General features: G+C 60.4%; 16 protein-coding genes and 2 tRNA genes. 8 read left to right on the forward strand and 10 right to left on the reverse strand.

The genetic code is table 11. The features are described 5' to 3' along the window. Nucleotides 1-71 precede the first annotated feature (71 nt). Genes dhbA through ACB040_RS09250 form a run of 4 tightly spaced genes read right to left on the reverse strand, consistent with a single transcriptional unit; the run spans nucleotide 72 to nucleotide 4,556 of the window. Nucleotides 72-839 (reverse strand): 2,3-dihydro-2,3-dihydroxybenzoate dehydrogenase, encoded by a 768-nt coding sequence (gene dhbA / locus ACB040_RS09235; RefSeq protein ID WP_371154472.1) that lies wholly within the window; start codon nucleotides 837-839, stop codon nucleotides 72-74. Next, nucleotides 836-1,768, reverse strand: coding sequence for an isochorismatase family protein (locus tag ACB040_RS09240; protein WP_371154470.1), 933 nt, complete (start codon nucleotides 1,766-1,768; stop codon nucleotides 836-838). Before ACB040_RS09240 ends, dhbA begins: the two co-directional genes overlap by 4 nt. Further along, entirely contained in the window at nucleotides 1,765-3,411 is a 1,647-nt protein-coding gene (locus ACB040_RS09245; protein WP_338771637.1) for a (2,3-dihydroxybenzoyl)adenylate synthase, read from the reverse strand. The genes ACB040_RS09240 and ACB040_RS09245 overlap by 4 nt, the downstream gene beginning before the upstream one ends. Then, nucleotides 3,408-4,556, reverse strand: coding sequence for an isochorismate synthase (locus ACB040_RS09250; RefSeq protein WP_338771640.1), 1,149 nt, complete (start codon nucleotides 4,554-4,556; stop codon nucleotides 3,408-3,410). Before ACB040_RS09250 ends, ACB040_RS09245 begins: the two co-directional genes overlap by 4 nt. A gap of 266 nt (nucleotides 4,557-4,822) precedes the next feature. Here ACB040_RS09250 and ACB040_RS09255 point away from each other — a divergent pair, with 266 nt between their 5' ends. Then, nucleotides 4,823-6,784, forward strand: a complete 1,962-nt coding sequence (locus ACB040_RS09255; protein WP_338771643.1) for a TonB-dependent receptor domain-containing protein — start codon at nucleotides 4,823-4,825, stop codon at nucleotides 6,782-6,784. Nucleotides 6,785-6,909: 125 nt separating this feature from the next. Next, nucleotides 6,910-7,974, forward strand: a complete 1,065-nt coding sequence (locus ACB040_RS09260) for a 3-deoxy-7-phosphoheptulonate synthase (RefSeq protein ID WP_129504332.1) — start codon at nucleotides 6,910-6,912, stop codon at nucleotides 7,972-7,974. A 77-nt stretch (nucleotides 7,975-8,051) separates the two neighbouring features. Here the strand turns inward: ACB040_RS09260 and ACB040_RS09265 are convergent, their stop codons facing one another. The 3 genes from ACB040_RS09265 to ACB040_RS09275 all read right to left on the reverse strand — a co-directional run bounded on the left by ACB040_RS09265 (nucleotide 8,052) and on the right by ACB040_RS09275 (nucleotide 13,733). After that, on the reverse strand, nucleotides 8,052-9,050 hold the full coding sequence (locus ACB040_RS09265; RefSeq protein WP_005350588.1) for a LacI family DNA-binding transcriptional regulator: 999 nt from the start codon (nucleotides 9,048-9,050) through the stop codon (nucleotides 8,052-8,054). 177 nt (nucleotides 9,051-9,227) lie between these two features. Next, nucleotides 9,228-11,129 carry a transglycosylase SLT domain-containing protein gene (locus tag ACB040_RS09270; protein ID WP_181224383.1) on the reverse strand — a complete coding sequence of 634 codons (1,902 nt, stop codon included), beginning with the start codon at nucleotides 11,127-11,129 and terminating at the stop codon, nucleotides 9,228-9,230. A gap of 99 nt (nucleotides 11,130-11,228) precedes the next feature. Then, nucleotides 11,229-13,733, reverse strand: a complete 2,505-nt coding sequence (locus tag ACB040_RS09275) for a putative bifunctional diguanylate cyclase/phosphodiesterase (RefSeq protein WP_371154466.1) — start codon at nucleotides 13,731-13,733, stop codon at nucleotides 11,229-11,231. Between the two features lie 368 nt (nucleotides 13,734-14,101). Here ACB040_RS09275 and hpf point away from each other — a divergent pair, with 368 nt between their 5' ends. Continuing rightward, complete coding sequence (gene hpf, locus ACB040_RS09280; protein WP_005334257.1) at nucleotides 14,102-14,440, forward strand: ribosome hibernation-promoting factor, HPF/YfiA family; 339 nt, start codon at nucleotides 14,102-14,104, stop codon at nucleotides 14,438-14,440. A 111-nt stretch (nucleotides 14,441-14,551) separates the two neighbouring features. On the opposite strand, the gene ACB040_RS09285 is transcribed toward hpf, so the two are convergent. Then, on the reverse strand, nucleotides 14,552-15,061 hold the full coding sequence (locus ACB040_RS09285) for a VC2046/SO_2500 family protein (RefSeq protein ID WP_338771657.1): 510 nt from the start codon (nucleotides 15,059-15,061) through the stop codon (nucleotides 14,552-14,554). A gap of 124 nt (nucleotides 15,062-15,185) precedes the next feature. Between ACB040_RS09285 and ACB040_RS09290 the strand changes: the two genes are divergently transcribed. After that, nucleotides 15,186-15,270: transfer RNA gene (locus ACB040_RS09290), tRNA-Tyr, on the forward strand. 34 nt (nucleotides 15,271-15,304) lie between these two features. Next, a tRNA-Tyr gene (locus ACB040_RS09295) sits at nucleotides 15,305-15,389 on the forward strand. A gap of 175 nt (nucleotides 15,390-15,564) precedes the next feature. On the opposite strand, the gene ACB040_RS09300 is transcribed toward ACB040_RS09295, so the two are convergent. Together ACB040_RS09300 and ACB040_RS09305 are read right to left on the reverse strand one after the other, a co-directional pair. Continuing rightward, entirely contained in the window at nucleotides 15,565-19,365 is a 3,801-nt protein-coding gene (locus ACB040_RS09300) for a translocation/assembly module TamB domain-containing protein (protein WP_338771659.1), read from the reverse strand. A gap of 61 nt (nucleotides 19,366-19,426) precedes the next feature. After that, on the reverse strand, nucleotides 19,427-21,202 hold the full coding sequence (locus ACB040_RS09305; protein WP_005334265.1) for an autotransporter assembly complex family protein: 1,776 nt from the start codon (nucleotides 21,200-21,202) through the stop codon (nucleotides 19,427-19,429). 514 nt (nucleotides 21,203-21,716) lie between these two features. Between ACB040_RS09305 and ACB040_RS09310 the strand changes: the two genes are divergently transcribed. From ACB040_RS09310 to ACB040_RS09320, 3 genes are all read left to right on the forward strand, one after another. After that, nucleotides 21,717-22,091 carry a hypothetical protein gene (locus tag ACB040_RS09310; protein WP_005334267.1) on the forward strand — a complete coding sequence of 125 codons (375 nt, stop codon included), beginning with the start codon at nucleotides 21,717-21,719 and terminating at the stop codon, nucleotides 22,089-22,091. A gap of 131 nt (nucleotides 22,092-22,222) precedes the next feature. Then, nucleotides 22,223-22,501, forward strand: coding sequence for a peptidylprolyl isomerase (locus ACB040_RS09315; protein WP_005334269.1), 279 nt, complete (start codon nucleotides 22,223-22,225; stop codon nucleotides 22,499-22,501). Between the two features lie 179 nt (nucleotides 22,502-22,680). Continuing rightward, nucleotides 22,681-23,355, forward strand: a complete 675-nt coding sequence (locus tag ACB040_RS09320) for a DUF1499 domain-containing protein (RefSeq protein WP_338771664.1) — start codon at nucleotides 22,681-22,683, stop codon at nucleotides 23,353-23,355. The last annotated feature ends 2 nt before the right edge of the window (nucleotides 23,356-23,357 follow it).

The raw sequence follows: 23,357 nt of genomic DNA on the forward strand, positions 1-23,357 counted from the left end.
GCTGAAAAGCGAGGAGGCCTGGCCTCCTCCATAAAGAGAGTGTCACGCCTGCCAGATCGGCAGCGCGCGGGCTAGCCCCCCAGGGTGGCACCGCCATCGACCACCAGATCCTGCAGGGTGATATGGCTGGCCGCATCGGAGGCGAGAAACATCACACAGGCTGCCACCTCGTCGGGGGTCCCAAGTTTGCCAAGGGGGATCCCCAGCTTGAACTGCCTGGGCAAGCCCGCGATGGTGCGCTGCTCTCCCTCCCGCTGCTCAGCCTCCCCCTCCTGCCACATGCCGTACAGCATGGGGGTGCGGGTCGAGCCCGGCGACACCAGATTGCAGCGCACCCCATAGGGGGCAAGTTCCAGCCCTGCCGTTTGAGTGAGGCTGGTCAGCGCCGCCTTGGAGGCGCCATAGATGCCCATCCCCACTCGCGGCACCCGACCGGCATTGGAGGAGACATTGACGATGGCGCCCCTGCGCCGTCCCTGAAACCAGGGGGTCAGGGCCCGCATCAGGTAGAAGGGGGCGAAGGTGTTGATGGCGAAGGTGCGCTGCAAGAGGGCGTCATCCACCTCATCGAGCCTGCCGGTCGCCAGTACGCCCGCGACATTGACCAGCACATCGGGCCCCAGCCCCTCATCCAGCAGCTGTTCGCAGCAGCGGGTCACGGCCTCGCTGTCGCTGACATCGATCACCACTCCCTTCACGTTGCCGGGCAGTGCCTCGGCCAGTTGCAGATCGAACGCCACCACGCTGGCACCCGCCTCGGCAAAGGTGCGCGCCACCGCATGGCCAATTCCCTGCGCCGCACCGGTTACCCAGACGGTTCTGCCTTGCCACTCGCTCATGGGGTGCACTCCGGTTCGCTGACGTGATCTTCGTTGACCTGATAAGCCGTGTCCTGACTGACATTCAGCTGACGGGAGAGGAGCGCCCACCAGTGAGCCAGGGTCGGCGTGCGGGCCAGCTCGGCCAGCTCCACCACCAGCCCCTGCTGACGCCACTCTTCCACCAGCCCCATCACCGCCAGCGAGTCGAGACCGTAGTCGAGCAGGTTGTCATCCTCGGTGGGCTGCTCATGCTGCATCTCGGCGGGCAGCCGCGCCAACACCTGAGCACGCAGCGACTCCCGAGTCAGGGGGCGTTTGCTGGCCGCCATCACCTCGGCCACGGTAATCACCCGACCGGCATTGCGGCTGACGTAGGAGAGCGCCAGCAGATGATCCTCGCGGGAGAAGTCGGCGATGGCATCTGCCACCAGGAAGGGGCGGATATCCCGCATAAAGGCATCGACCGCCGTCTGCATCACCCCGATATGGCCGTAGATGCCGCAGATCACCAGCTGATCCCGCTCCCATTCGGCCATCAGCTCCGCCAGCGGTGAGCGGCAAAAAGCGCTGTAGCGCCACTTGGTCAGCACCGTATCCTGCGGCTCGGGCGCCAGCGCCGAAACGATGGGTTGACGCTCCGGCGCCCGGGTCAACCCCGGCCCCCACATGTCGTTGAGCAGCGCCCGATCGGCCTGACTCTGCTCGGCGGGCTGGGCGGTATAGACCACCGGCATGCCAAGAATACGCGCCTGACGGATCAGGGTGGCGATATGGTCGATGACCTGATTGATCAGCGGATTGTCCGCCCCATAGAAGTCGACGAAATAGTGCTGCATATCGTGGACCAGCAAGGCGGCGCGGCCCGGTTCGAAGGGCCAGTTCACCCGCCCGGTGGGCAGCTCCTCGGCGGTAGGCAGCGGATAGGCGGCGAGGGATTGAATGGTCATGCACACTCCTTGGCGAGCTGCTCGCGCAGCGTCTGTTTGTCTATCTTGCCGACCGGGGTGTGGGGCAGTTGCTCCACCAGCACCAGGCGATCGGGCAGTTTGTAATCGGCTACCCCCTGCTCGCGCAGGAAACGGCGCAAGCGGGGCAGATTGAGGGGCTCGCGGCACATCAAAAAGGCGCAGCTGCGCTCCCCGAGCATGGGATCAGGCATGGCGACCAGCGCCGCCTGCCGCACTTCCGGGTGGGTCAGCAACAGCTCTTCAATCTCGAGGGCGTCGATCTTCTCTCCGCCCCGGTTGATCTGATCCTTGTTGCGCCCCACCACCATCAGATGGCCGCCGGGCAAGCGGCAGACCAGATCGCCGGTGCAGTAGAAACCGTCCCGGTCAAAAGCCCGCTGATTGTGGGCATCAGCCTTGAAGTAGCCACGAAAGGTATAAGGGCCGCGCGTCCAGAGCTCGCCGCACTCACCATCGGGCAAGGGGCGCCCGTCGCTATCCCGCACCTCGACCTCGTCGCCTGGGCTCATCGGGCGGCCCTGGGTATTGACGATGTGCCACTGGTCATCCTCGATGCGGGTGTAGTTGACCAGCCCCTCGGCCATGCCAAACACCTGCTGCAAGCGGCAACCAAGGAGGCTCTCTACCGCATCGGCATGAGCCGGGCTGAGGCGCGCACCGCCCACCTGCACACACTCCAGAGAGGTCTGCGGATAGTGGCTGGCCGCCTCCAGCCAGAGCGCTAGGGCCGGTGGCACCAGCGCCGCCCAGTTGATCTGATGGCGCTGCACCAGCGGCAGACAGGTTGCTGCAGAGGGATCCTTTGCCAGCACCACGCAGCCACCGGCATAAAACACTCCGAGTGCCCCGGGGGAGCTCAGGGGAAAGTTGTGGGGCGCCGGCAGGGCGCAGAGATAGATCACCCGCTCATCCCAACCACACACCGCCACGCTCTGGCGCACGCTGTAGCCATAGTCATCGTGGGTACGGGGGATCAGTTTGGGAGTGCCGGTACTGCCGCCGGAGAGCTGGAAAAAAGCGACTTGATCGGCCGGGGTAGGAGTTGGCTCGATAGCCGTCAGCGGCGAACCATCAGCACGGGCTATCGGGTCAGGCTGACACCATGCAAATCCTGACTGAAGATCGGAGCCTTCTGCCTGCTCGAACAGCAGTGTCTGGCAGGAGGGATATACCAACTCATCAAGGGCCGCGAGGCTCCCCGCTTCACCGGCAAAGCCGGGATGGGAGGGGCTGAGTACCAGCAAGGCGGGCTCAATCTGGCGGGCAAAGGCCACCAGCTCGCGCCGCTGATGGCTGTAGAGGGCATGCACCGCCACTACGCCGCAGCGGATCAGGGCAAACCAGCAGATATAGAACTCGGCGCAGTTGGGCAACTGCACCAGCGCGGTATCACCGTGGCCCAGCCCGCGCGCGGCCAACCGCGCCGCCAGCGCATCGACCTCACGCTTTAACTGGCCATAACTAAGGGTGCGTTCGCCGCAGATCAGGGCCGTGCGCTCGGGATACCGTTCGGCAGAGTCATCGAGCAGGGCGGTGAGCGGTTGTCCGCGCCACCACCCTTGTGCCCGGTAGTGGGCTGCCAGCTCGGCGGGCCAGGGGGTAAAGGGCACCAGCGGCTTCATGCGGTTACCTCCGGCTCCCGGCTTTCGAGGCCGAAGGCGCGCAGCATGGTGCCGAGCTTGGCGGCGGTCTCCTGCCACTCAGCTTCCGGCGAAGAGCCCACCACTACCCCGGCGCCGGCATAGAGCCGCAGTTGCCTACCGGCCAGCACGCCACAGCGAATGGTGACAACCCACTCGCCATTGCCATCGGCATCCATCCAGCCGACGGCGCCACAGTAGAAGCGGCGATCGTACCCCTCGAGCCGGGCGATGGCCTGACGCGCAGCCGAGAGCGGCGTGCCGCATACCGCCGGTGTCGGGTGTAGCGCCAACGCCAGTGCCAGCACGGGAGAGGGTTCATGGAGCCGCCCGGCGATGCGGGTCGAGAGGTGCCACATGGTAGGGGTCGCGATCACCTGCGGCTCAAGGGGGACATCCAGCTCGCTACAGAAGGGAGCGAGGGCGGCGGCGACCGCATCGGCCACCAGCGCATGTTCATAGCGATCCTTCTGCGCCCCAAGCAGTTCGGCACTGGCCGCCTGTTGATCGGAAAAAGCGTGGCGCGGACGGGAGCCCGCCAGCGGATTGCTCACCACCGCCATCTCGCTGCGCGATACCAGCAGCTCGGGGCTGGCGCCAAGCAGGGTCTCCCCCTCCGGCAGCGGGATCTGGAACACATAGGCCCCCGGATTCTGGGCCAACAGAGAGCCATAGGCGTGTGCGGGGGAGGTCTGCTCTGCGCTCTGCACATCGATGGCGCGCGACAACACCACTTTCTCGAGCTGCCCCTCGCTAAACTGCTGCAACGCTGCCCGCACAGCCCCCTGATAGTGGGCTGAGCCGGTCACTTCGCTCACCTCGCCATGGAGCTGGCAACAGCTGGTGGGCAACATCGCATCCCTTGCGACCCACTGCGATTGCGCCGGGATCACCAGATGCCAGGGGGATTGGGTATCAAACGGAATGGCGCCGATGGCGATGGGATTGACCATCCCCTGCTGGCGCAACTGACGCAGATGGGCGAGCAGCTTCTCCGGCGGGATGCCGGTAAAACTGTCGTGAATACCGGAGGCGACCAGAACCCTGTCACCGCTGGCAAAACAGCACACTTTATCCAACCCGACCGCTGTGGTGGGCCACTCTCCTTCCAGTGCATGGTCACACATGACGGTGCTACTCCTTGGAATGAATCACTGCCTGACACGACTTAAGGTGAGTCATTTGACTCACCAAGTATCAGGGTGAACGGCATCCTAACAAGGAGCGAAAAAACGATCAATACAAATGAGAATCAATTTCATTAACTTCATTTTAGTCAAAAGAGGGTGACGAACGAAACTGAACTTCGCCGATAAAAAAGAGTTGCGATCGGAGCAAATTCAATTTGATAATGATAACGCTTATCATTTGAATATTATGGAAGATGTAAATAATGAAATCCTCAACCTCCCGTTTTATTGCTCCCAGCCTGCTGGCTACCACCATCGTCACCCTGCTGACCCAGCAAGCGATCGCCGCCAACAACGCGCCTCAAGCCGATGAGGTGATCACCGTCACCACCACGGCGCACAATACCCGATCGGCACCCGCTTCCATCTCTGTCATCACGGCCGAACAGATCAAGGCCGCACCGGTCAATGACCTTGCCGACCTGTTGCGCCACGAAGTGGGCATTCAGGCAGAAGCTAACCTCAATGGTCGCAGCGAAATAGGTATTCGCGGCATGTCCGGCAAGTACACACTTGTGCTGGTGGATGGCAAACGCCTCTCCTCCTCCAATGCCATGTGGCGCGGCGGCGACTTCGACAACACCCCGGTTCCCCTTGGCATGATCCAGCGGGTCGAGGTGATCCGTGGCCCCATGTCGGCACTTTATGGCTCCGATGCCATCGGGGGTGTCATCAATATCATCACCAAGCAGCCGGGTAAAACCTGGCAAGGGGCGGCCGATGCCGACTTCAAGGCCATCGAGGGCAAGGATGGCGGCGATCAGCACAGAACCAACCTGGGCTTTACCGGCCCGCTGACCGATAACCTGCTGATCCGGATGAATGGCGAAGTGTACGACCGTCAGGCCTGGACTCCGCCGGAAGCGGCGTATGGCATCCCCCTTATCGAAGCCAAGCAGACCCGGAACTTCGCCTCTACCCTAAGCTGGCTGGTGGATGAGCAGCAGCGCTTCGAGCTGGATTACCTCTACAACCAGGATGAGCGTCCTCTCGATATCTTCCGCAAAATCGGCAACAAGGTGCACAGCCGCCAACAGCAAAACGACCGCAACCTGTTTGGGCTGACCCACAAGGGGAACTGGAACTGGGGTGACACCACCGTCATGGTCAACTACGAAAGTTCCAAGATAGATGACTTCAACGACATTTTAAAAATCCACCAGCAGCCTAAAGAAGAGAACAACTTTACTGTGAAGGGCTACACCAACCTGACGCTGGCCAACCACTACCTGACCCTGGGTGGCGAATATCTGGATCGGGAGCTGGTGGATGCGGTGAGTTACAAGGATATCGGCGGCAAGGAGAGTCACTCCCAGGAGGCGCTGTTCGCCCAGGACGAGATCGGCCTGACCGACAGCCTGAACCTGACTCTCGGTGGCCGTTACGATCACCACGGGCTCTACGGCAGCCACTTCACCCCGCGCGGCTATCTGGTCTATGAGATGAACGAGGTGGTGACCGTGAAAGGCGGCGTTAGCCAAGCTTTCAAAGCGCCAGCCTCGCATCAGTATACAAACGGCTACAGCACTGAGAGCTGTGGGGGCCGCTGCAGCATCTATGGTAATGACAAGGTCAAACCGGAAACCAGCACCAACTACGAGCTGGGGATCATCGCAGGAGAGGGGGTCTGGGAGACCAGCTCCACCCTCTTCTACTCCGACATCGACGACATGCTAATCGGCAAGGAGCCGCCTGGTTCTCAAAAGCAATATTCTGACCGCACCTGGTACAACCTGGATAAGGCTACCAATAAGGGGCTGGAGCTGACCGGCAAGCTCGATCTGACCGACGATATCAACCTTGGCGCCAACTACACCTATCTCAAAGCAGAAGATGACAAAGGTCTGCAAATCATTAATCGCCCCAAACACAAGACCAACGCAAAGCTAACCTGGCAGGCCACCGAGCGGGTCAATGCCTTTGTCGGCACCACCTACACCGGCACCCAGTTCATCGAACACAAGGTAAATAATGCAACCGTGAGAGACAAACTGCCCAGCTATCAAACCTTCGATCTCGGCACCGGCTTCAAGGTCACCGAGAACTTTGACCTGCGACTGGGGATCAACAACCTGACCGACGTGCGCCTGCAAGAGAAAGACACCGTCTTCCAGAACGTCGAACCGGGTCGCAGCTACTACGTCAGCGGCTCAGCCCGCTTCTAAGGTAGCCAAGGCCGATATAACAGAGCGCGGGCCCATGCCCGTGCTCTGTTAACCAAGAGAATAAGGGGAAGATCCCCACTGGACAGCAAAGAGCATGCAGATTTCCATTTTCATCAGGATCGCTCATGTTCACCTCACTTCTGAATGCTTCACCCCTTGCCACCCTGCCCACCCCTGACGAGATGTTAAAGGCCAGATCCTGTCCGGCACGGCTCGCTCGCCAGATCGCTCGCAGCCGCCAGCAAGCCCGCCATATTCTGCAGGGAGAGGATGATCGCCTGCTGCTGGTGATCGGCCCCTGCTCCATTCACGATCCGGTAGCCGCCCGCGACTATGGTGGCCGGCTGGCTGAACTGCAGGGCCAATACGGGGAGCAACTGCAACTGGTGATGCGCACCTATTTCGAAAAGCCGCGCACGACGCTCGGCTGGAAAGGATTTATCTTCGATCCCGACCTCGATGGCAGCGATCAACTGGAAAAGGGACTAACCCAGGCTCGGGAGTTACTGTTGGCACTTGGACAGGAAGGGCTCGCCTGTGCCACCGAATTTCTCGATCTCACCAGCATGCTCTATCTGGGGGATCTCATCAGCTGGGGCGCTATCGGTGCCCGCACCACCGAATCCCAGCTCCACCGCCAGCTAGCCTCCGCTCTCCCCTGCCCCATCGGTTTTAAAAACGGCACCGATGGCAATATCCGGATCGCAGTCGAGGCGATCCTCGCCAGCCGGGCGGCCCACCTCTATACCCAGCCTTCCGGTGATGGCCAGCTGGCACTGGTGCGCAGCCATGGCAACCCCGACTGTCATCTGATCCTGCGCGGTGGCCGCCAACCCAACTATCAGAGCAATCATGTTACAGAGGCTGGCGACTTGCTGCGCCAACATCATCTGTCACCCCGGCTGATGATCGATTGCAGCCACGGCAACAGCCAGAAACAGCATGCCCGCCAGCTGCTGGTTGCCCGTGACATTGCCGACCAGCTGGGCGCTGGTAGCCATGCCATCGCCGCCATCATGGTGGAAAGTTTTATCTGCGAAGGGCGTCAGGAGATTGGCAGCAAACCGCTGCGCTACGGCCAGTCGATCACCGATAGTTGTATCGGCTGGGCACAGACAAGGCGGCTGCTCGATATGGTAGCAGAAGGGGTGGAGGCACGCCGCCAGCAGCGGATCGCCCTGGCGGGATAAATGGCGGATTATTCAGATAACGCAGAAAACAGTGTGGCCCCAATGGGGCCACCTTGTTGTTCACTGTCTGACGCACATCAGGCGACTGACTCACGCTCCACCAGCTGGGCTTCAAACTTGAGCGCCAGGCCGTCCACCGGCTTGTGATCGAGCAGACGCAGTGCCAACTCGGCTGCGCGGCTGCCCATCTCCTCGATGGGGTAGCGCACCGTGGTGAGCTTGGGATAGATGTAGCGGGCGTAGGGGATATCGTCGAACCCCACCACCGATACCTGCTGCGGGATCTTGTAACCCCGCTCCAGCAGGCAAGAGATCGCCCCCGCCACCATACCGTCGTTGAAACCGAGCACGGCCGTGAACTCGACACCACGGGCCAGCAGTTCACTCATCGCCACATATCCGCCATTTTCGTCGGCATAGGCGCGGCTGACGAGAGCAGGATCAAAGGCGATCCCGGCTCTCGCCAGGGTCTGGGTGTAACCGGCCATCCGCTGCTGACCATCGACAAACTCTTCATCATCGGAGGTGATAAAGGCGATGTTGCGATGACCGGCATCCAGCAAGTGCTGGCACGCGGTGGTGATCCCCGCTTGGTTATCGAGCCAGACGCAGCGATCTTCCGCGCCCGGCACCTGACGGTTGATAAACACGATGGGGGTAGAGCCAGCCGCCAGCTCGCTCAGCTCCTCGTCCGGAAGCGCCTTGCTGTGGAGGATCAGCGCATCGCACTGGCGCTGCAGCAGCGCCTGAATGGCGTGACGCTCGCGCGCGATATCGTGGTTGCCAGACATGACGATGGTGAACTTGTTGGCCTGATCGACCATGGTTTCGATGCCACGCATCATCTGGGCAAAGAAGGGGCCGCCGCAGAGGTCGCCAACCAGCACGCCAATGCAGTTGGAACGCTTGCTGACCAGTGCCTGGGCAAAACTGTTGGGTCGAAAATTCAGTTCCTTCATGGCCGCCAGTACGGCCTCACGCTTTTCCGGTGCTACCTGTGCCGTGTTGTTGATAACCCGCGACACGGTGGAGATAGACACATTTGCCAGCTGAGAAACGTCTTTAATCGTTGCCACTATCCATTCCTTTATTGTGGGGGAACCTGTCGGTGCCGACGCCCGAGTATACCCTGCGGCCTGATGCAATTCCCGGAGCCAGGTCACCAGGCATGTTTCCTTTGGTAACAAAACCTTACCCGATGATACCCGGCAGCAGGGAAATTTGAAAACAGGGGCCGGCTGGCGGCCCCCGACTCAATAGGCGTGATTGAGCTCCCGCTCTGACATGAAGCGCAGCGGCTGCTGCAGCTTGTGCTGATAGATGAGATCGAACGACAACACGTTTTGCACGTAGTTGCGGGTCTCCTTGTAGGGGATGCTCTCGACCCACACGTCCATCGGCTTGTTGTCACTCTGCTCTCGCCAGCGTTTTACCCGTCCCGGCCCGGCGTTGTAGGCGGCCGCCGCCAGGATCCGGTTGCCGTCATAGACATCCAGCAAGCGTTTGAGATAGGCGCTTCCCAGACGAATATTCATCGTCGGATCAAACAGTTGCTGCTCGTTGCGATAGGGCACCCCCAGCTTGCCGGCTGTCTCTTTGGCAGTAGCAGGCATCAGTTGCATCAGACCGCGCGCCCCCACCGGCGACTGTGCCAGCGGATAGAGGGCACTCTCCTGACGGGAGATGGCATAGAGCAGGCTGGTGTTCATGGTGCGCTCTTGCGCCATCTGGGAGAAGGTGCGTTTGAGCGGCAGCGGAAAGCGCAGGTCGAGGGCATCCCACGCCTCGGCGCGAATGCTGGCGAGAATGGCCAGCTCGTGCCACCCCTGATTGAGGGCGATATGACCAAACTCGATGCGCTGGGCCACCGGATTGCGATCCATATTGTGGATCCACTCCGAGCGGGCCGCCGCAATCTCGTTCATCGACAGCAGCTCGCGTACCCGCAACAGGAAGGGCCAGCGCTGGCTGGCCGTACGCCAGTCCGGTACATGCTTGACGCTCTGGTTCTTGATGCGATAGGGAACACCGGTGCGCTGGGCCGCCATGAAACCGTAGAAACCGCGCAGGTTGGCAGTCTCCAGATAGAGATCCCGCGCCGGTTTTTGCTGCCCCTGCACCTCAAGGGAGCGCGCCATCCAGTAGCGCCAGCGATCCTCTTTCTGACGGGCCATCGGCATCATCTTCACCCAGCCGGAGAGGCTACGCCAATCCTGCTCCCAGATGGCCAGTCGCGCCCGAAGCTCGGTGATGTCAGGATCCGCCAGCTTTTTCACCGTGCTGTCGACCCAGCTGCGCTGGGCTATGGAGCGATCCAGCAGCAGGCGGCGGGCAATGGCACGCTCTACCGGTTTCACCTCGGCCTGGGTCAGGCCGAAACGGCTGCGAAACAGAGCAAGCTGGCGCAGCACCGACTCCGGCTCCTGATTGGCATAGCGGGTCAAACCGAGGGAGAGCAGCTTGCGGGAATAGGGGTTGCTGCTGAAATAGGCCGGGTTCATCGCCTTGGCGGGCTGCTCAAACAGGGTCACCATCTGATCGCCATAGCTTTGCAAGCCGCTACCCAGGGTCGCGCCAAGATGGCGGATCAGATTGGGGTTTTCCGCCTCGAACGCCAGCGTCATCCGCTGCCAGATCTTCTCCTGGGTTCGCTGACCGGATGCCTGCCACAGCTGGAACAGCGGTGAGCAGGCATCGGGACGGGATTGGCCGCTCATCCAGATCTTGCCCGCCCCCTGCAACGCCTCTTTCGGCTTGCCGGTGTAATAGAGCGCCTGATAGTGCATGCAGAGCAGGTCGGTGGAGCTCGGCTTGGCCGGATAGAAGCGCAGGAACTGCGACCACTGCTGGCTCTGGGCCAGATAGGTCAGATAACTGCGCTCCAGCCGGTTGGACTGGGGGGTATCCCCATGCTGGCGGATAAAGCGGGTCACATCGTTGTAATCCGCCGCCCCCGGACGAAAGGCGAGCTGATAGTAATCGAGGTAAGGGAGCAGGGGGTAATGGGTCAAACGGGCACGAATTTGCTGAAAACGGGCCTGATCATTGGCCCGTACGGCGTCATACGCCTGACGGTAGAGCGTCTGGTCGGCAGTCTGCGCCATCAGGGTCGGCACAAACAGCGCCGACAAAACAATTCCCCATACAGCTTTCACTGAACATCTCCATTGAGGGCAATACACCGCCCGGTGGCGGTGGGTCTACTGCCTCTCATTCTACCCGTTGCCGGGCAGCGCTACAGCGGGGAGCAAGGACTATTTTTCTGGCTCGCTCAGCTGCATTTCACGCAGTTGCTCCGGTCTGGTCAGCCGCTGTACATATTTCTCCAGATAGGGCACCGGCAGCGGCTTGGAGGCGAGATAGCCCTGATAAAAACTGCACCCCTGCGCCTTGAGAAACTCCAGTTGCTGACGGGATTCCACCCCTTCCGCCGTGACGTTGAACCCCATATGTCGCGCCATGGCGATCACCGCCTCGACGATGGCCATGTTGTCACCATCTTTCGGGATGTCCTGAATGAAGGAGCGGTCGATCTTGAGCTCATCGGCAGGCAGCCGCTTGAGATAGCTCAGGGAGGAATAACCGGCGCCAAAATCGTCGATGGCAAAGCTGATGCCGAGCTCCTTGAGCTCGGTCATCTTGCTGATGGTGTCCTCGGCATGACCCAGCACCACGGACTCGGTGATCTCCAGATTGAGGCAGGCCGGATCCATGCCGGTTTGCGCCAACACATCGTGGATCCGCTCGACAAAATCGGTGGCATGGAACTGCTTGGCACTGACGTTGACCGAGATCTGCGGAATATGGATGCCGTTCTCCTCCCACAGCACATACTGGGCGCACGCCTCGTGCAGCACCCAGTTGCCGATATCGACAATCAGGTCCGTCTCCTCAGCGATGGGAATAAACTCGGCCGGCGAGACCAGCGAGCGACCGGCCGGCTGCCAGCGAATGAGCGCCTCGACACCAATGATATCGCCGCCATCGACCATATGCTGGGGCTGATAATAGAGGGTCAGCTCTTGCTGGCTGAGGGCGTTACGCAGTTCGTTGTGAATGAGCAGACGGCGATCCGCCTGCTGCTGCATCGAGGCATCGAAGAAGCGACGGGTCTTGCGGCCAGCGGACTTGGCCTGATACATGGCGGTATCCGCCTGCTTGAGCAGATCATCGACCCCCTGCTCCCGATCCGGAAACAGGGTAATGCCGACGCTGGCTCCGATGTGCAGCACCTGCCCCACATAGGTATAAGGAGCGGCAATCTCGGTGATAAGCCGTTCGGCAATGATATCGGCCTGCATCTCCGCCTGGGGCGGGCTGGCCGAGAGTGATGGCAGCAGCAACACAAACTCGTCACCGCCGAGGCGGGCCAGACAATCCCCCTGTCTCACCAACCGTTTGAGACGGGCGGCGACCTCCTTGAGCAGCCAGTCACCGGTGGCGTGGCCGAGGGAGTCGTTGATGGTCTTGAAGTGATCGAGGTCGATAAAGAGCAGGGCGCCAATCAGACCGTCACGGGTCGCCTCGTTGAAGGTCTGCACCAGGGTCTCGTGGAGCTGACGGCGATTGGGCAATCCGGTCAGCTCGTCGTAATAGGCGAGATCCTGGATGCGCCGCTCGGCCGCCTTGCGCTCGGAGATATCCTCAAAACAGATGACAAAGTGGCTGATCACCCCTTTCTCGTCCTGCACCGGCGTCACTATCTCCCACTGGGGATAGGTGTGACCATCGACATGGCGACGCTGGGTCTCCCCCTGCCAGCGGCTGAGGGTATTGAGCTCGTAGCCGAGCCCACCCAGATTGGGCCAGAGATCCTCTTCCAGATGCAGGCCCAGCACCGACTGGCTGTCAAAGCCGGTGATCTGGCTGAAGGCGTTGTTGACCCGCAGGATCTTGAACCCCGGATCCGTAATGATGATCCCTTCGTGGGTCTCGAATGCAACGGCAGAGAGGCGCATCTGGGCATCTGATTGCAATCGCTCCAGCTCGGCCACCATCCGTACCGAAAAGGTATTGAGCACCGAGGTGAGATTGCTGGTATCTGCCGGGGCCGAATAGAGCAGCGCCAGATGGCCCAGAAGTTGGCCTCTGACATCAAACAGCGGCTGACCATAATAAGTCTGCCCAGCCGCCAGCCAGGGTTGATACTCCTGCGACTCGTCGATCACCTCGAAACAGATGGCCCCTTGCTTGTAGAGCTCCTGACAGGGGGAGCCCGCCAGCGGGTAGTCCTTCTGCGCCAGCCCGTCGGCGGCCAGCACTTTGACCCGGTCGGTACCGCACAGCTCACCCACCCAGACCGCATCCACCTTGAGAATATGAGCCAGCTGGCTGACCAGGGTATTGAAGAAATCGAGCCCGGTTCGGGCAGAGAGCGCCTGCGCCAACTGGGTGAGCAGGGTGGTTTGCAGCAACGGCAAAGAGAGGTTGAGAGAGGATACTGCACTGTTAGCGGTATCAAGAGGGGCCAGCCAGCCACAGCAGATCTGCTGGGTGGGCACAAACTGGCCGCTCCAGAGCACATGGTTGAGCTGCCCCTGATCATCTTTCAGATGACCGATGAACTGTTCAGGCAGATGTGATTCATGAAGCCGGACAAGAAAGTCGGCAAAGCCTGCCTCATCTTCCGGTAACAGGCGAGCGGCCCAGGGATGATTGCCCTCCCCTTGCCACTGCTGGTAGGCCCCCTGATCAGAGAGACTCCACTGATCATGTTGCCGATCGAAAAACCACATGACTTGCGTGGCCTGCTGCTTCATTTACCACTCCAACACAACAACCAACCACGTTTGATGTCCAATCAGGCATAGCAACGCCCCCTGCATCCGCTCATCAGATCAGAGGTTGCGAGGGAAGAGTACAAACATGCGATATCAAGCAGTGAAAACCGGACATGAGGTCGACACGAAGTGCTGCCAAGAAGGGACAGAAACGATCCTATTCCCGTCATACTGCCTGCCCGTTTCATGGAGCTCAAGCTGTTTTTGGCACGAAACCGGAAAAGATCACAATTTATAAGTTGCTGAATAGCCAAGGGAAGGTTATGTGACATGGATCACATTTCAATCTTTACCAATGAGTAATCTGAAGGTGAAGACACAAGCAAGACGACCCGAAGGGGGCCAATATGAAAATCGAAATTACCAGCAAAATCATCGACATCACCCCGGCTATCCGCGAGCGCATCGAATCCCGTTTTGAAAAGCTCGAACGTCTTCAGGTGCCTCTCATCACACCCCATGTGATTGTTTCCAAAGAGCGTCTGATGTTCACTGTCGAAGCCAGTGCTGGCATCCCCAACGGCAAACTGTTTGCCCAGGCAGAGCATGAGGATCTCTACGCCGCCATCAACGAACTGGGGCAAAAACTGGAGCGCCAACTCAACCGTCACACCGAAAAGCCGATTGCCCGTCGTGCCAATGCCGCGCTCAAAGAGCAGCCGCAACCGGATGAAGCTGACGCTTGATTGCATGCTGCAAGGCTAAAAATTCCAAAGAGCATAAAGGCGGGGTTACCCGCCTTTTTGTTGCCTGTGATCTCCCGACAAGCACAGCATTACACCAGTAAACAGGCACCATCAACTGAGCCAGTGCAACCGGGTATCCACCCCCTGTTGCAAACGATCGAGGATCGGCAGCAATACCAGCGGATCCTCCTGGCGTGGCATATCGGCCAGCTTTCCTTGCAACCGCTCCCGCGCCAGCGGCGACAGGTTGTCGTAGACAGCCTCATCGAGCAGTGGCTGTTTGACCGCCAACGGCGGTGTTTGCAGCGCCAGCCAGAGCCGCACATCCACCATGCTTCCCCCCTGTTGCAACCGCTCATTGATGGCACTGCAGTCACTCCCCGCCCCTTCAGCCACCAGCACCTCTGACGGTCTCAGGTCAAAGTGCAGACGCCAGTCACGGCTCTGGGAACTGGCCGCCGGTTTGGCATCAAACCAGGGCTGCTCCTCCACCGCGTCGGTCAGCAGGGCCAGATGCAACCGGAAATCCGCCCGATCCCCATGCTGCAGGTCACGGTTTAGGCGCTGCCCCAACTGGCCCTCATCGACGAGCAGGTGATTACGGATTGAACTGGGCAGCATGAGATAACTCTCGAAAATGGCGATTTCACTGGTTATCGGCCACAAATCCAATTCTTTTAATGGAAAAATCCTGCTTGGGGGTTCACAAAACCGGAGGATCTGTTAGTATGCGCCTCGCACTTGTGGAGGGGTTCCCGAGCGGCCAAAGGGATCAGACTGTAAATCTGACGGCTCTGCCTTCGAAGGTTCGAATCCTTCTCCCTCCACCATTTCAAGTGCGACAATTTGAAAGCAATACCCCGTGGAGGGGTTCCCGAGCGGCCAAAGGGATCAGACTGTAAATCTGACGGCTCTGCCTTCGAAGGTTCGAATCCTTCTCCCTCCACCATCATTCAGAAAACCCGGCCTAGCGCCGGGTTTTCGCATTTCTGGTCTGCCCAATCCGTTATTCCTCTACCCTCCAGCCCCTTATCGCTGTTTGCCTGCAGCCGATCGTGCAATAAAAAACGGGAGGTCTGTGCCTCCCGTTTACGTTCATATCAGCCCTGTTACGGGATGATGCGTTACAGAGTAAAGCGATAGAAGATATCGACCGCCTGAGCCACCCCGCTCATCGCCTGCAGATAGAGTCGTGGCAATACCTCGTAGCGCAGCTTGAATTCGGCGATGGGGCTGAAGACCCCGACCCCGTACTGGAACTGCAAGCCCGGCAGCAGATATGCAGACAGCGTCACCTGGGTGTTGTCACCACTGCCCGCGGTATCGAGGGAGACATCGCTCATCCCGAGCGACTCGCCGATGCTCGACACCACGCCATTGGCCTGATTGACCGCACCGGCCACCAGCAGACCGTTGAAACCGCCATCTTCTCCGTTGGTTTGCAGCCCTTTGCCGCGCAGCAGATAGGAGAGCTGTTCCGACTGCGCCATCTGCGGCTCGGAGTAGACAGTTATCTCCGGCTTGCTGGCAGGCCCGGTCACCCGCACCCCGACCGTCACCTGACCTTCGATGGTATCGGGATCCCGGTTGGCCTCGATGTTGAGGAACGGCCGATCCAGCGGACCGGAGAAGAGGATCCGCCCCTCCTTGATGATGAGGTTCTGACCATAGGCCTTGAAGCGGCCATTGGTCAGCACCAGCTGGCCGTTGCCTGCCAGCGGTTTCTCGGGATCCTGACGGATATTGAGACCGCCAGAGACATCGGTCTTCAGCCCCATGGCATCAAGCTTCACATCGTTGCCAAGGCGGATCGCCACCTTCATCGCCAGCGGCAGGCTGGCCTGCTTGGGAGCCGGGGGCAGATCGTCATAGACCACGGTCACATCGTCTGAGACCGCCACCGCCGAATCCGGCAAGCTCTTGACCAGAATGCGCGCCCAGGGAATATCCACCTGACCGGTAATGCGGGTCTCCTCCCCCAGCGACACCGCGATATCGGGCGAGACTCTGACCCGGCCCATGCCTGGATATTGCGCCTCCAGATCCTTGCCCTGAATGGTGAGGCTGCCGCTGACCGGCATCTTGGCCCAGCTGAGCCAGCCTCCCAGTGCCAGCGGCCCCTTGCCCACCAGCATGGAGCCATCGAGCTCGGCGCGATTTCCCTCGATCTTGAGGCGGGTCACCAGCTTGGTCAGGGTCACCATATCGGAGTGAGTCTGCACTTCACCGTCACGCAGGTTGAGCTGGCCAAACAGCAGGGGCGCCGCAAGCGTGCCGTCGAAACGGGCATCGGCGGAGATGATCCCTTGCAGGGAGCGCACCTCAGGGATGAGCGGCGCGAAGGTATTGAGCTTGAGATCGTCAAACTTGAGCTGACCACCGAGCAGACCGCGACCGGCAGGCTCCCTGATCAGCAGATCGGTATCGATATTGCCGATCTGTTTGGAGGCAAAATCGAGTCTAATGGCCGCCTGCTGCCGCTCGAAATCCAGGGCCAGAGCCAGCTGCTGATAGTCGGTCTTGAGGCCATCTGCCACAAAAGTGCCCGGCGTGGTGCGTACCACAGCATGCAGGGTCGGCTGATTGCCACGCCAGCTGGCGCGGCCATCGGCCGAGAGCATCGCCTGCCAGCGGAAGTTGTCCGGCAACCAGGGGCGCAGCCGCTTGAGATCAAACTCGCTCAGGGCAAACTCCAGAGTGCCCTGTGCAGCGGAGACCTGACTTCCCTTGACGCAGAGGCTGGCCCCCTGGGAGCCGAGGCAGAGATCCCCCATCGCCAGCCGCTGACGCGGCAGATCGAGATCCAGTGCCCAGGGGGAGCTCAAGTCCCAACGGCGCAGCGGGGTTTTCAATTGCAACTCGGAGAGCGCCCCGCGCCAGTGATCCCCGCGCACGCCGCCACCGAGCTTGAGGTTGGCCGCTACAGGGTCACCCTTCATGGTCAAGGTCAACAGATGCTGACTGATATCGCCGCTGAGGTTCAGGGCCAGCTGGCTGAGCTTGGTTTCGCCCTGTTTCAACTGCGCCACCAACAACGCGAGCTCACCGGCCGGTTTGGCGCCGATCACCGCATTGCCCTTGAGACTGCTCCCCTTCAGGTCGGTGCCGGCATAGTAGAGCCGGTCGGAGGCCAGATCCGCATCGATTTTTGGCGTCTGCTGATTGCCACTGACCTTCACCTGCCCCTTGATATCCCCTTTCAGGCCGGGATAGATGCCCCCCAGCTGGGGAGCCTGCAGGTTGGCATCAAGCCTCCACTGGGCGCTGCTGATACTGCCCTTGGCCTGCAACTGGTTGGGGCCACTTTGCAGCGAGAGCGCCGGGATCAGCCACTCCATCTTGTCGTTGCCGCTAAGCTCACCCTTGAGGGCCAGCGGGTACTGGTTGAGCTTGCCATCCACCTTGAGCTTGGGCAGTTTCAGCTCCCAGTGGCCCGCCTCGTTCATCACGAAGCGGCTCTCCAGCTCACCGGCCAGCGTCCCTTTCAGCTCGGGCAGCAGCTCGGCCGGATTGATCCCCTTGAACAGGGTGGTTCCCTGCCAATCGATCCCCTTGTTCCAGGCGAGTTTGCCATCGAGCTTCAACTCCCCCTTGAGGGCGTTGAGCTGCAAGGCGATCTTGCTGAGCCGCTCCAGATCCCCCTTGCCGTCCAGCGCAAGCTTGAAGGGGGGCACATCGGTCCCCTTGCCGGAGGTATTGAGGGCAAACTGGTAGCCGGAGAGCTTGCCCTTGGCGGTCAGGCTCCCCTTGTCCAGCCGATAGCTCGGCTCATCTTTGGCGGGCTTGTGAAGAGGCCAACCGAGGCTCTTCCAGTCGAGGGCCACATCAAAAGGCAGATCCGGGTCGAGAGCAGCCAGCGAGCCCTTGAGATTGGCTGCAATCGGCCCCTTGGCCGACAACGCCAACCCCAGCTTGCCAACCGAACCGCTCAGCGCCAGCGTGGCCTGCTCCCCTTGCAACTCGCCATCCAGCAGTCCCTTGCGGGCCTTGGCATCCAGCGTCACCGCCAGCGGGTAGTCATCACTTAGCTGGATATGGCCCTTGAGCGCCAGATCGGCCATGGCGTGGCGCAGCGAGAGCTCGCGCACCTCGATGCGATCGTCGGCGGCAGTGGCCGACAGCAGCAGCTTGTCGAGCCCTTCGATCAGCTCGCCCTGCTTATATTGCACCCGGGTCGCGCTGACCCCTTCCAGCTGGATGGGGAAAGGAAGATGAATGGCGGGCAGGAGAATGGGGGCAGCCTTTGCCGTATTTGCAGCTGGCGTCCCTTTGCCCTGTTTGGGGATCTTGGCGCTGGCCTTGTTGTTGCGCGCCACCGCAGCACCGGCTTGCTTCTCGTTAGCGGCCGGCTGCTTGGCAGATTTGGCTGCGCTGGCGGGTGCCGCATCATCCAGCGTCACCTTCAGGTTATCGAGCACCGGGCCGCGCACAATCAGCCCCTTGCGATTGAGGGTGGCGCCGATATCCAGGGACCCCAGGGTCACGGCCACGCCGGGCACAGCCAGATCGAGATCGGCCACCTTAAGGCTGTCGACCTGAATTTTGAGTGGCAACGGGTGCCAGACAAAGGGTTCGGAAGGCTCTTCCGGCGCAGGCTCGGAGTCGGCTACCTTGACCACCGGATGGGTCACCGCCAGGGATTTTATCCAGAGCTTCCCCTGCAGCAACTTGCCCAGATCCCAGTCGAGCACGGCGCGATCCACCGTCACATCCACCAGCTCATCCTGCCAGCCGGCCCCTTCCAGGGTCCAGCCATAGCCAAGCTGACCGGCCACCAGCTCCCCCTTTAGGGAGGGCAGCGCTCCCTTGGCCTGTTGCCACAACCACTTGTTGCCCTGATGGGTAAAGCCCAGCAGGCTGACGCCGATAAGCAGCAGGAACACCAGCCCCATCAGCCAGAGAAAGATGCGTTTTAGCCAGATCACAATGCAGACCCCCGCGCAAGATACAGCCGCAGCGGCCAAAGAAAAAAGCGTTTAGACAACATCATAATTCAGGCCCCAATGCGAAATGCAGCCGCAAGGGCTTGTCCTCCTCAGATACCCCGACCGCCAGATCCAGCCTGACCTGACCGATGGGGGTGACCCAGCGCACACCGACGCCGGTACCTATTTTCCAGGGTTCGCTGTAATCGGTGGTGGAGGTGCCGCCATCCACAAACATGGCCCCCAGCCACTTCTCGCTGAAGCGGTAGTTGTATTCCAGACTGGCCACGCTGGTGTAGCGACCACCGGTCAGCTTGCCATCCGGCCCGGTGGGGGAGATGCTCTCGTAACCAAAGCCGCGCACCGTCTGATCGCCACCGGTAAAGAAGCGCAAGGACGGCGGCACCAACGAGAAGCTGTCACCTATAATGGCCCCCTGCTCTGCCCGCATCAGGAATCTGTGGTTATCGCCAAGAGTTCGCAGCCACTTGCTGCGCCCCCACACCCGCATAAAGCTGATGTCGGAGCCCCATCTGGGGTCGGAGAACTCCAGCGTCAACTGCTGGCGATCCCCCCAGTCGGGCACCAGGGTGCCGCGCACCCGCAGTCGGGACCAGGAGACCCCGGGGATCAGCAGCAAGCTGTTCCCCTCGTCGGCGCCCTGGGTATAGATCTCGTTCTCCAGCCGGATAAAGACGTCCCGATCCCAGCTCTCCGGCCGCCGCGTCCAGCGGTGCACACCGATGGTAGTGAGATCGGAGCGGGTATCGTTGTTGTCCTTGTACTGGTAACCGGTCTGGATGGAGTAGTAGTCCCGCAGCGGGTTACCCACCGGGATCTGGTAGTCGAAGCTGAGCTCGGCCTCCGGCGCCGACACCTTGGCGGTGGCAAACAGACGGTGGCCATAGCGGTTGACCCAGGGCTTCTCCCAGGTGGCACTCATCCGCGGCCCCACGTCGGTGGCGTAACCGATACCTGTCTCGATTTCGTGATCAACCCTGTTATCCAGCGTCACCGCGATGGGCACCCGATAGTTGCTCGCCTCGCTTAATACCGGCTTGATATCGACCTGACGGAACAGCTTGGTGGAGGAGACATCCTGCGACATCTCGGCCAGACGGATGGCGAGATAGGGGTCACCGCTCTTGATGTTGATAAGCGGGCGGATCAGGTGAAGCGCTTCGGGAGTGGCATCGTAGCGGATCTCGCCAAAACGGTAGCGATGGCCCGATTCGAACAAAATGAATATCTCTGCCGTCCCCTTGTCCGGGAACACCTTGACCTGACTCTTGCTCAGCTTGGCATCAAAGTAACCGCGGGCCAGCCCGAGGCTGCCCAGATCGGCCTTGATGGATTCATATTTGGCGTGGTTGAGGGGCTCCCCCTCTTTGAGGGGCAACTTGTCCAGCAGGGCGCTGTAGAGCTCGTCGCTGCCCGCATCCCCCTCCAGCAGAATATCGAGGCGCGAGACGATGACCGGCTCCCCCTTGTCCACCTCAATCACCACTTTGGACGGGGTTTTCTTGTCGCGACTCAGGGTGATTTTCGGCTGGTAGTAGCCATATACCTGCAGCGCCTTTTGCACACTCTCGGTGATTTTGGCGCGGGCCGGGCGATATTGCCGCTCCTGATAGACCGGCAGGGCATTGAGGTAGGCTTCAACGTTATCCTTGTTCTCCCCTTTCAACCCCTTGACCTGATAGGTGAGCTTGGCGGCAAACGCGGGCGAAGCCAGCAGCGACAGCAACAGGCCCACCCCCAGTACCCGCAGGCCGCGGCGAAACGCAGGGCCGGACAGTGAACGCCCTGCCAGCAGGGATGAAATGCATCCTGTCAAAGGTCAATTTTCCTGAATCTGTGGTGAAGGAAACCAGCGCCCTTTCGGGCCAACCCCGAATGCGGCGCAGCACGCCATGCCGTGCATGGCCGTGACACAAAAATGCGCGCCAGAAAAATGGCGAACCTTATCCTAACATAGGCATCGGCCAGCGACAGCGCGGCGCCATTGGCAAATTCACCATATCTTTTAAGAGGTTGACCACAAATCACACATTTTGGTGACAATGACGCCGCCCGCTTTCATGATGAGGGCGAATTGACCTGCCCTGAACAAGGTTCACTTCGTCGTCAGGCACCATTTGTCACCTCTCCCCCTCTCTTTACCACCAGAAACCCACCACGACAGAGTTTGTCGGCATCGCCCCACCCTCACCGTTTAACTGGCCCGGCACACACCAAAGCCCGCCGTAGTGGGTGATTAAGAATTGCTCGTTCAGCGCAATCGAATTATCCCGCTGCCTTTGCAAGCGTCCCTCCCTCACACTTGAACCATCAACTGAAGGAGACACATCATGCATGCACGTAGCGAACAGATGGCTGACTATATTGCCGATCGTCTCGAGTTCATCACCTTTCTCGCCTGTTGCAGCGCCCTGCTGGCCCTGCTGACCGGCATGAGTGGCCAACAGGCGCTGGCCTTTACCGCCCTGAACCTGCCGTTTGGCCTCGGCATTCTGCTGGCGATGGCGCTGCTGGCCCCCCTGCCCGTCCACTGGCGGCTGCCGGGGATCACCTTGCTGCTGGCAGGTTGCGCCCTGATGACCCTGCAACTGGGGGGCGAATGGCTCAATCCGCTGGCCATCTGGAGCCTCTACGCCCTGCTCGGGCTGGAGATCATCTGGCAAGCGCGTCCTCGCGCCATGCTGGCCACCCGCGCTCGCCAGTAACAGGGCTGACGAACGCCGGTAAATGGCGGGGTGATGGCTGACGCCGGTGGCAAATTGGGGTACTCTTGCGCCCCCATTTGCTACCACCCTTGGCGTTAACAACCTTCGCCATCACTCCCAGGAGCGCCCCGATGAAAAAAGCCTGTGCCCAGCACATTCTGGTCAAGACCGAAAAACAGTGTCTGGAGATCAAGGAGAAGATCGAGAAGGGAGCCGACTTCGGCCAGATGGCCAAGCGCTTCTCCACCTGCGCTTCTGCAAAACGCAGCGGCGATCTGGGGGAGTTCAACAAGGGGGACATGGTCAAGCCCTTCGACGATGCCGTCTTCAAGGGTGAACTGCTCAAGGTGCTGGGGCCGGTGCGCACCAAGTTCGGCTTCCATCTGATCAAAGTGCTCTATCGCAACTAAGTCATCACAACTGACCATCTTCTCGGTGAAGCTCCCGTCAGGCGGGCTTCACCTCCCTCTGCATTCCCCTCGCAAAACTGACCAAAACCACGCCAAACTCTCATCAATTTACTAACGTTATCAGGCAATTAAGTTTATCCTTCTCGGCATTGTCCACATTCGACGATGGATCCCGTGCTATGCCCCGCTCTTGCTTGTGGCCCCTGCTGGCCTGGTTACTCCCGCTCGCTGGCGCCCTCGGCAGCCGCCTTCATCTCTGGCCCTGGTGGATAGGTTTTGCGATCTGTCTCATCGGAGCCCTTGTCTCCCTGATCTTGCTGGTGCGTCTGCCCTGGAGCCGCAACCGCTACGCCAGCGGCCTTGGCGCCTTGCCACTGCTGCTACCGCTGACCTTTGTGCTGCAGGCGCTACGTATGCCGCTGATCAACGATGTGAGCACAGATCCCTACAATCCCCCCCAGCTACGCTGGGCGGCAGAGCTCAGAACAGCGCAGGATCTGCCAATAAATAGCGCTCCGCTGAAAGCAGTTGAGGCAAAACCCGGTCCTCTCTTTACCAGGGCCTCTCCTGCCGAAGTGGTGATTGAAGCCAACGAACTGATGCAGGAGCTGGGCTGGCAGGTACGACTCAGCCCCGACGGTCTGGATGCGGTGGTTACCACCGGCTGGTTCGGCTTTCAGGATGATGTGGCGCTGCGGGTCTTTGCTGGCCCCAAAGAGACCCGCATCGATATGCGATCAGCCTCCCGTCAGGGGCAAAGCGATCTGGGCACCAACCGGGCGCGGATCGAGGATTTCCTGACCCGCCTGAACGAGCGCCTCGGCCAGGCCTACAAACCCAATTTGAAACCGTAAGT

This window comes from Aeromonas sp. S11(2024) (assembly GCF_041402345.1).
GTDB classification, from domain to species: Bacteria; Pseudomonadota; Gammaproteobacteria; order Enterobacterales; family Aeromonadaceae; genus Aeromonas; species Aeromonas veronii.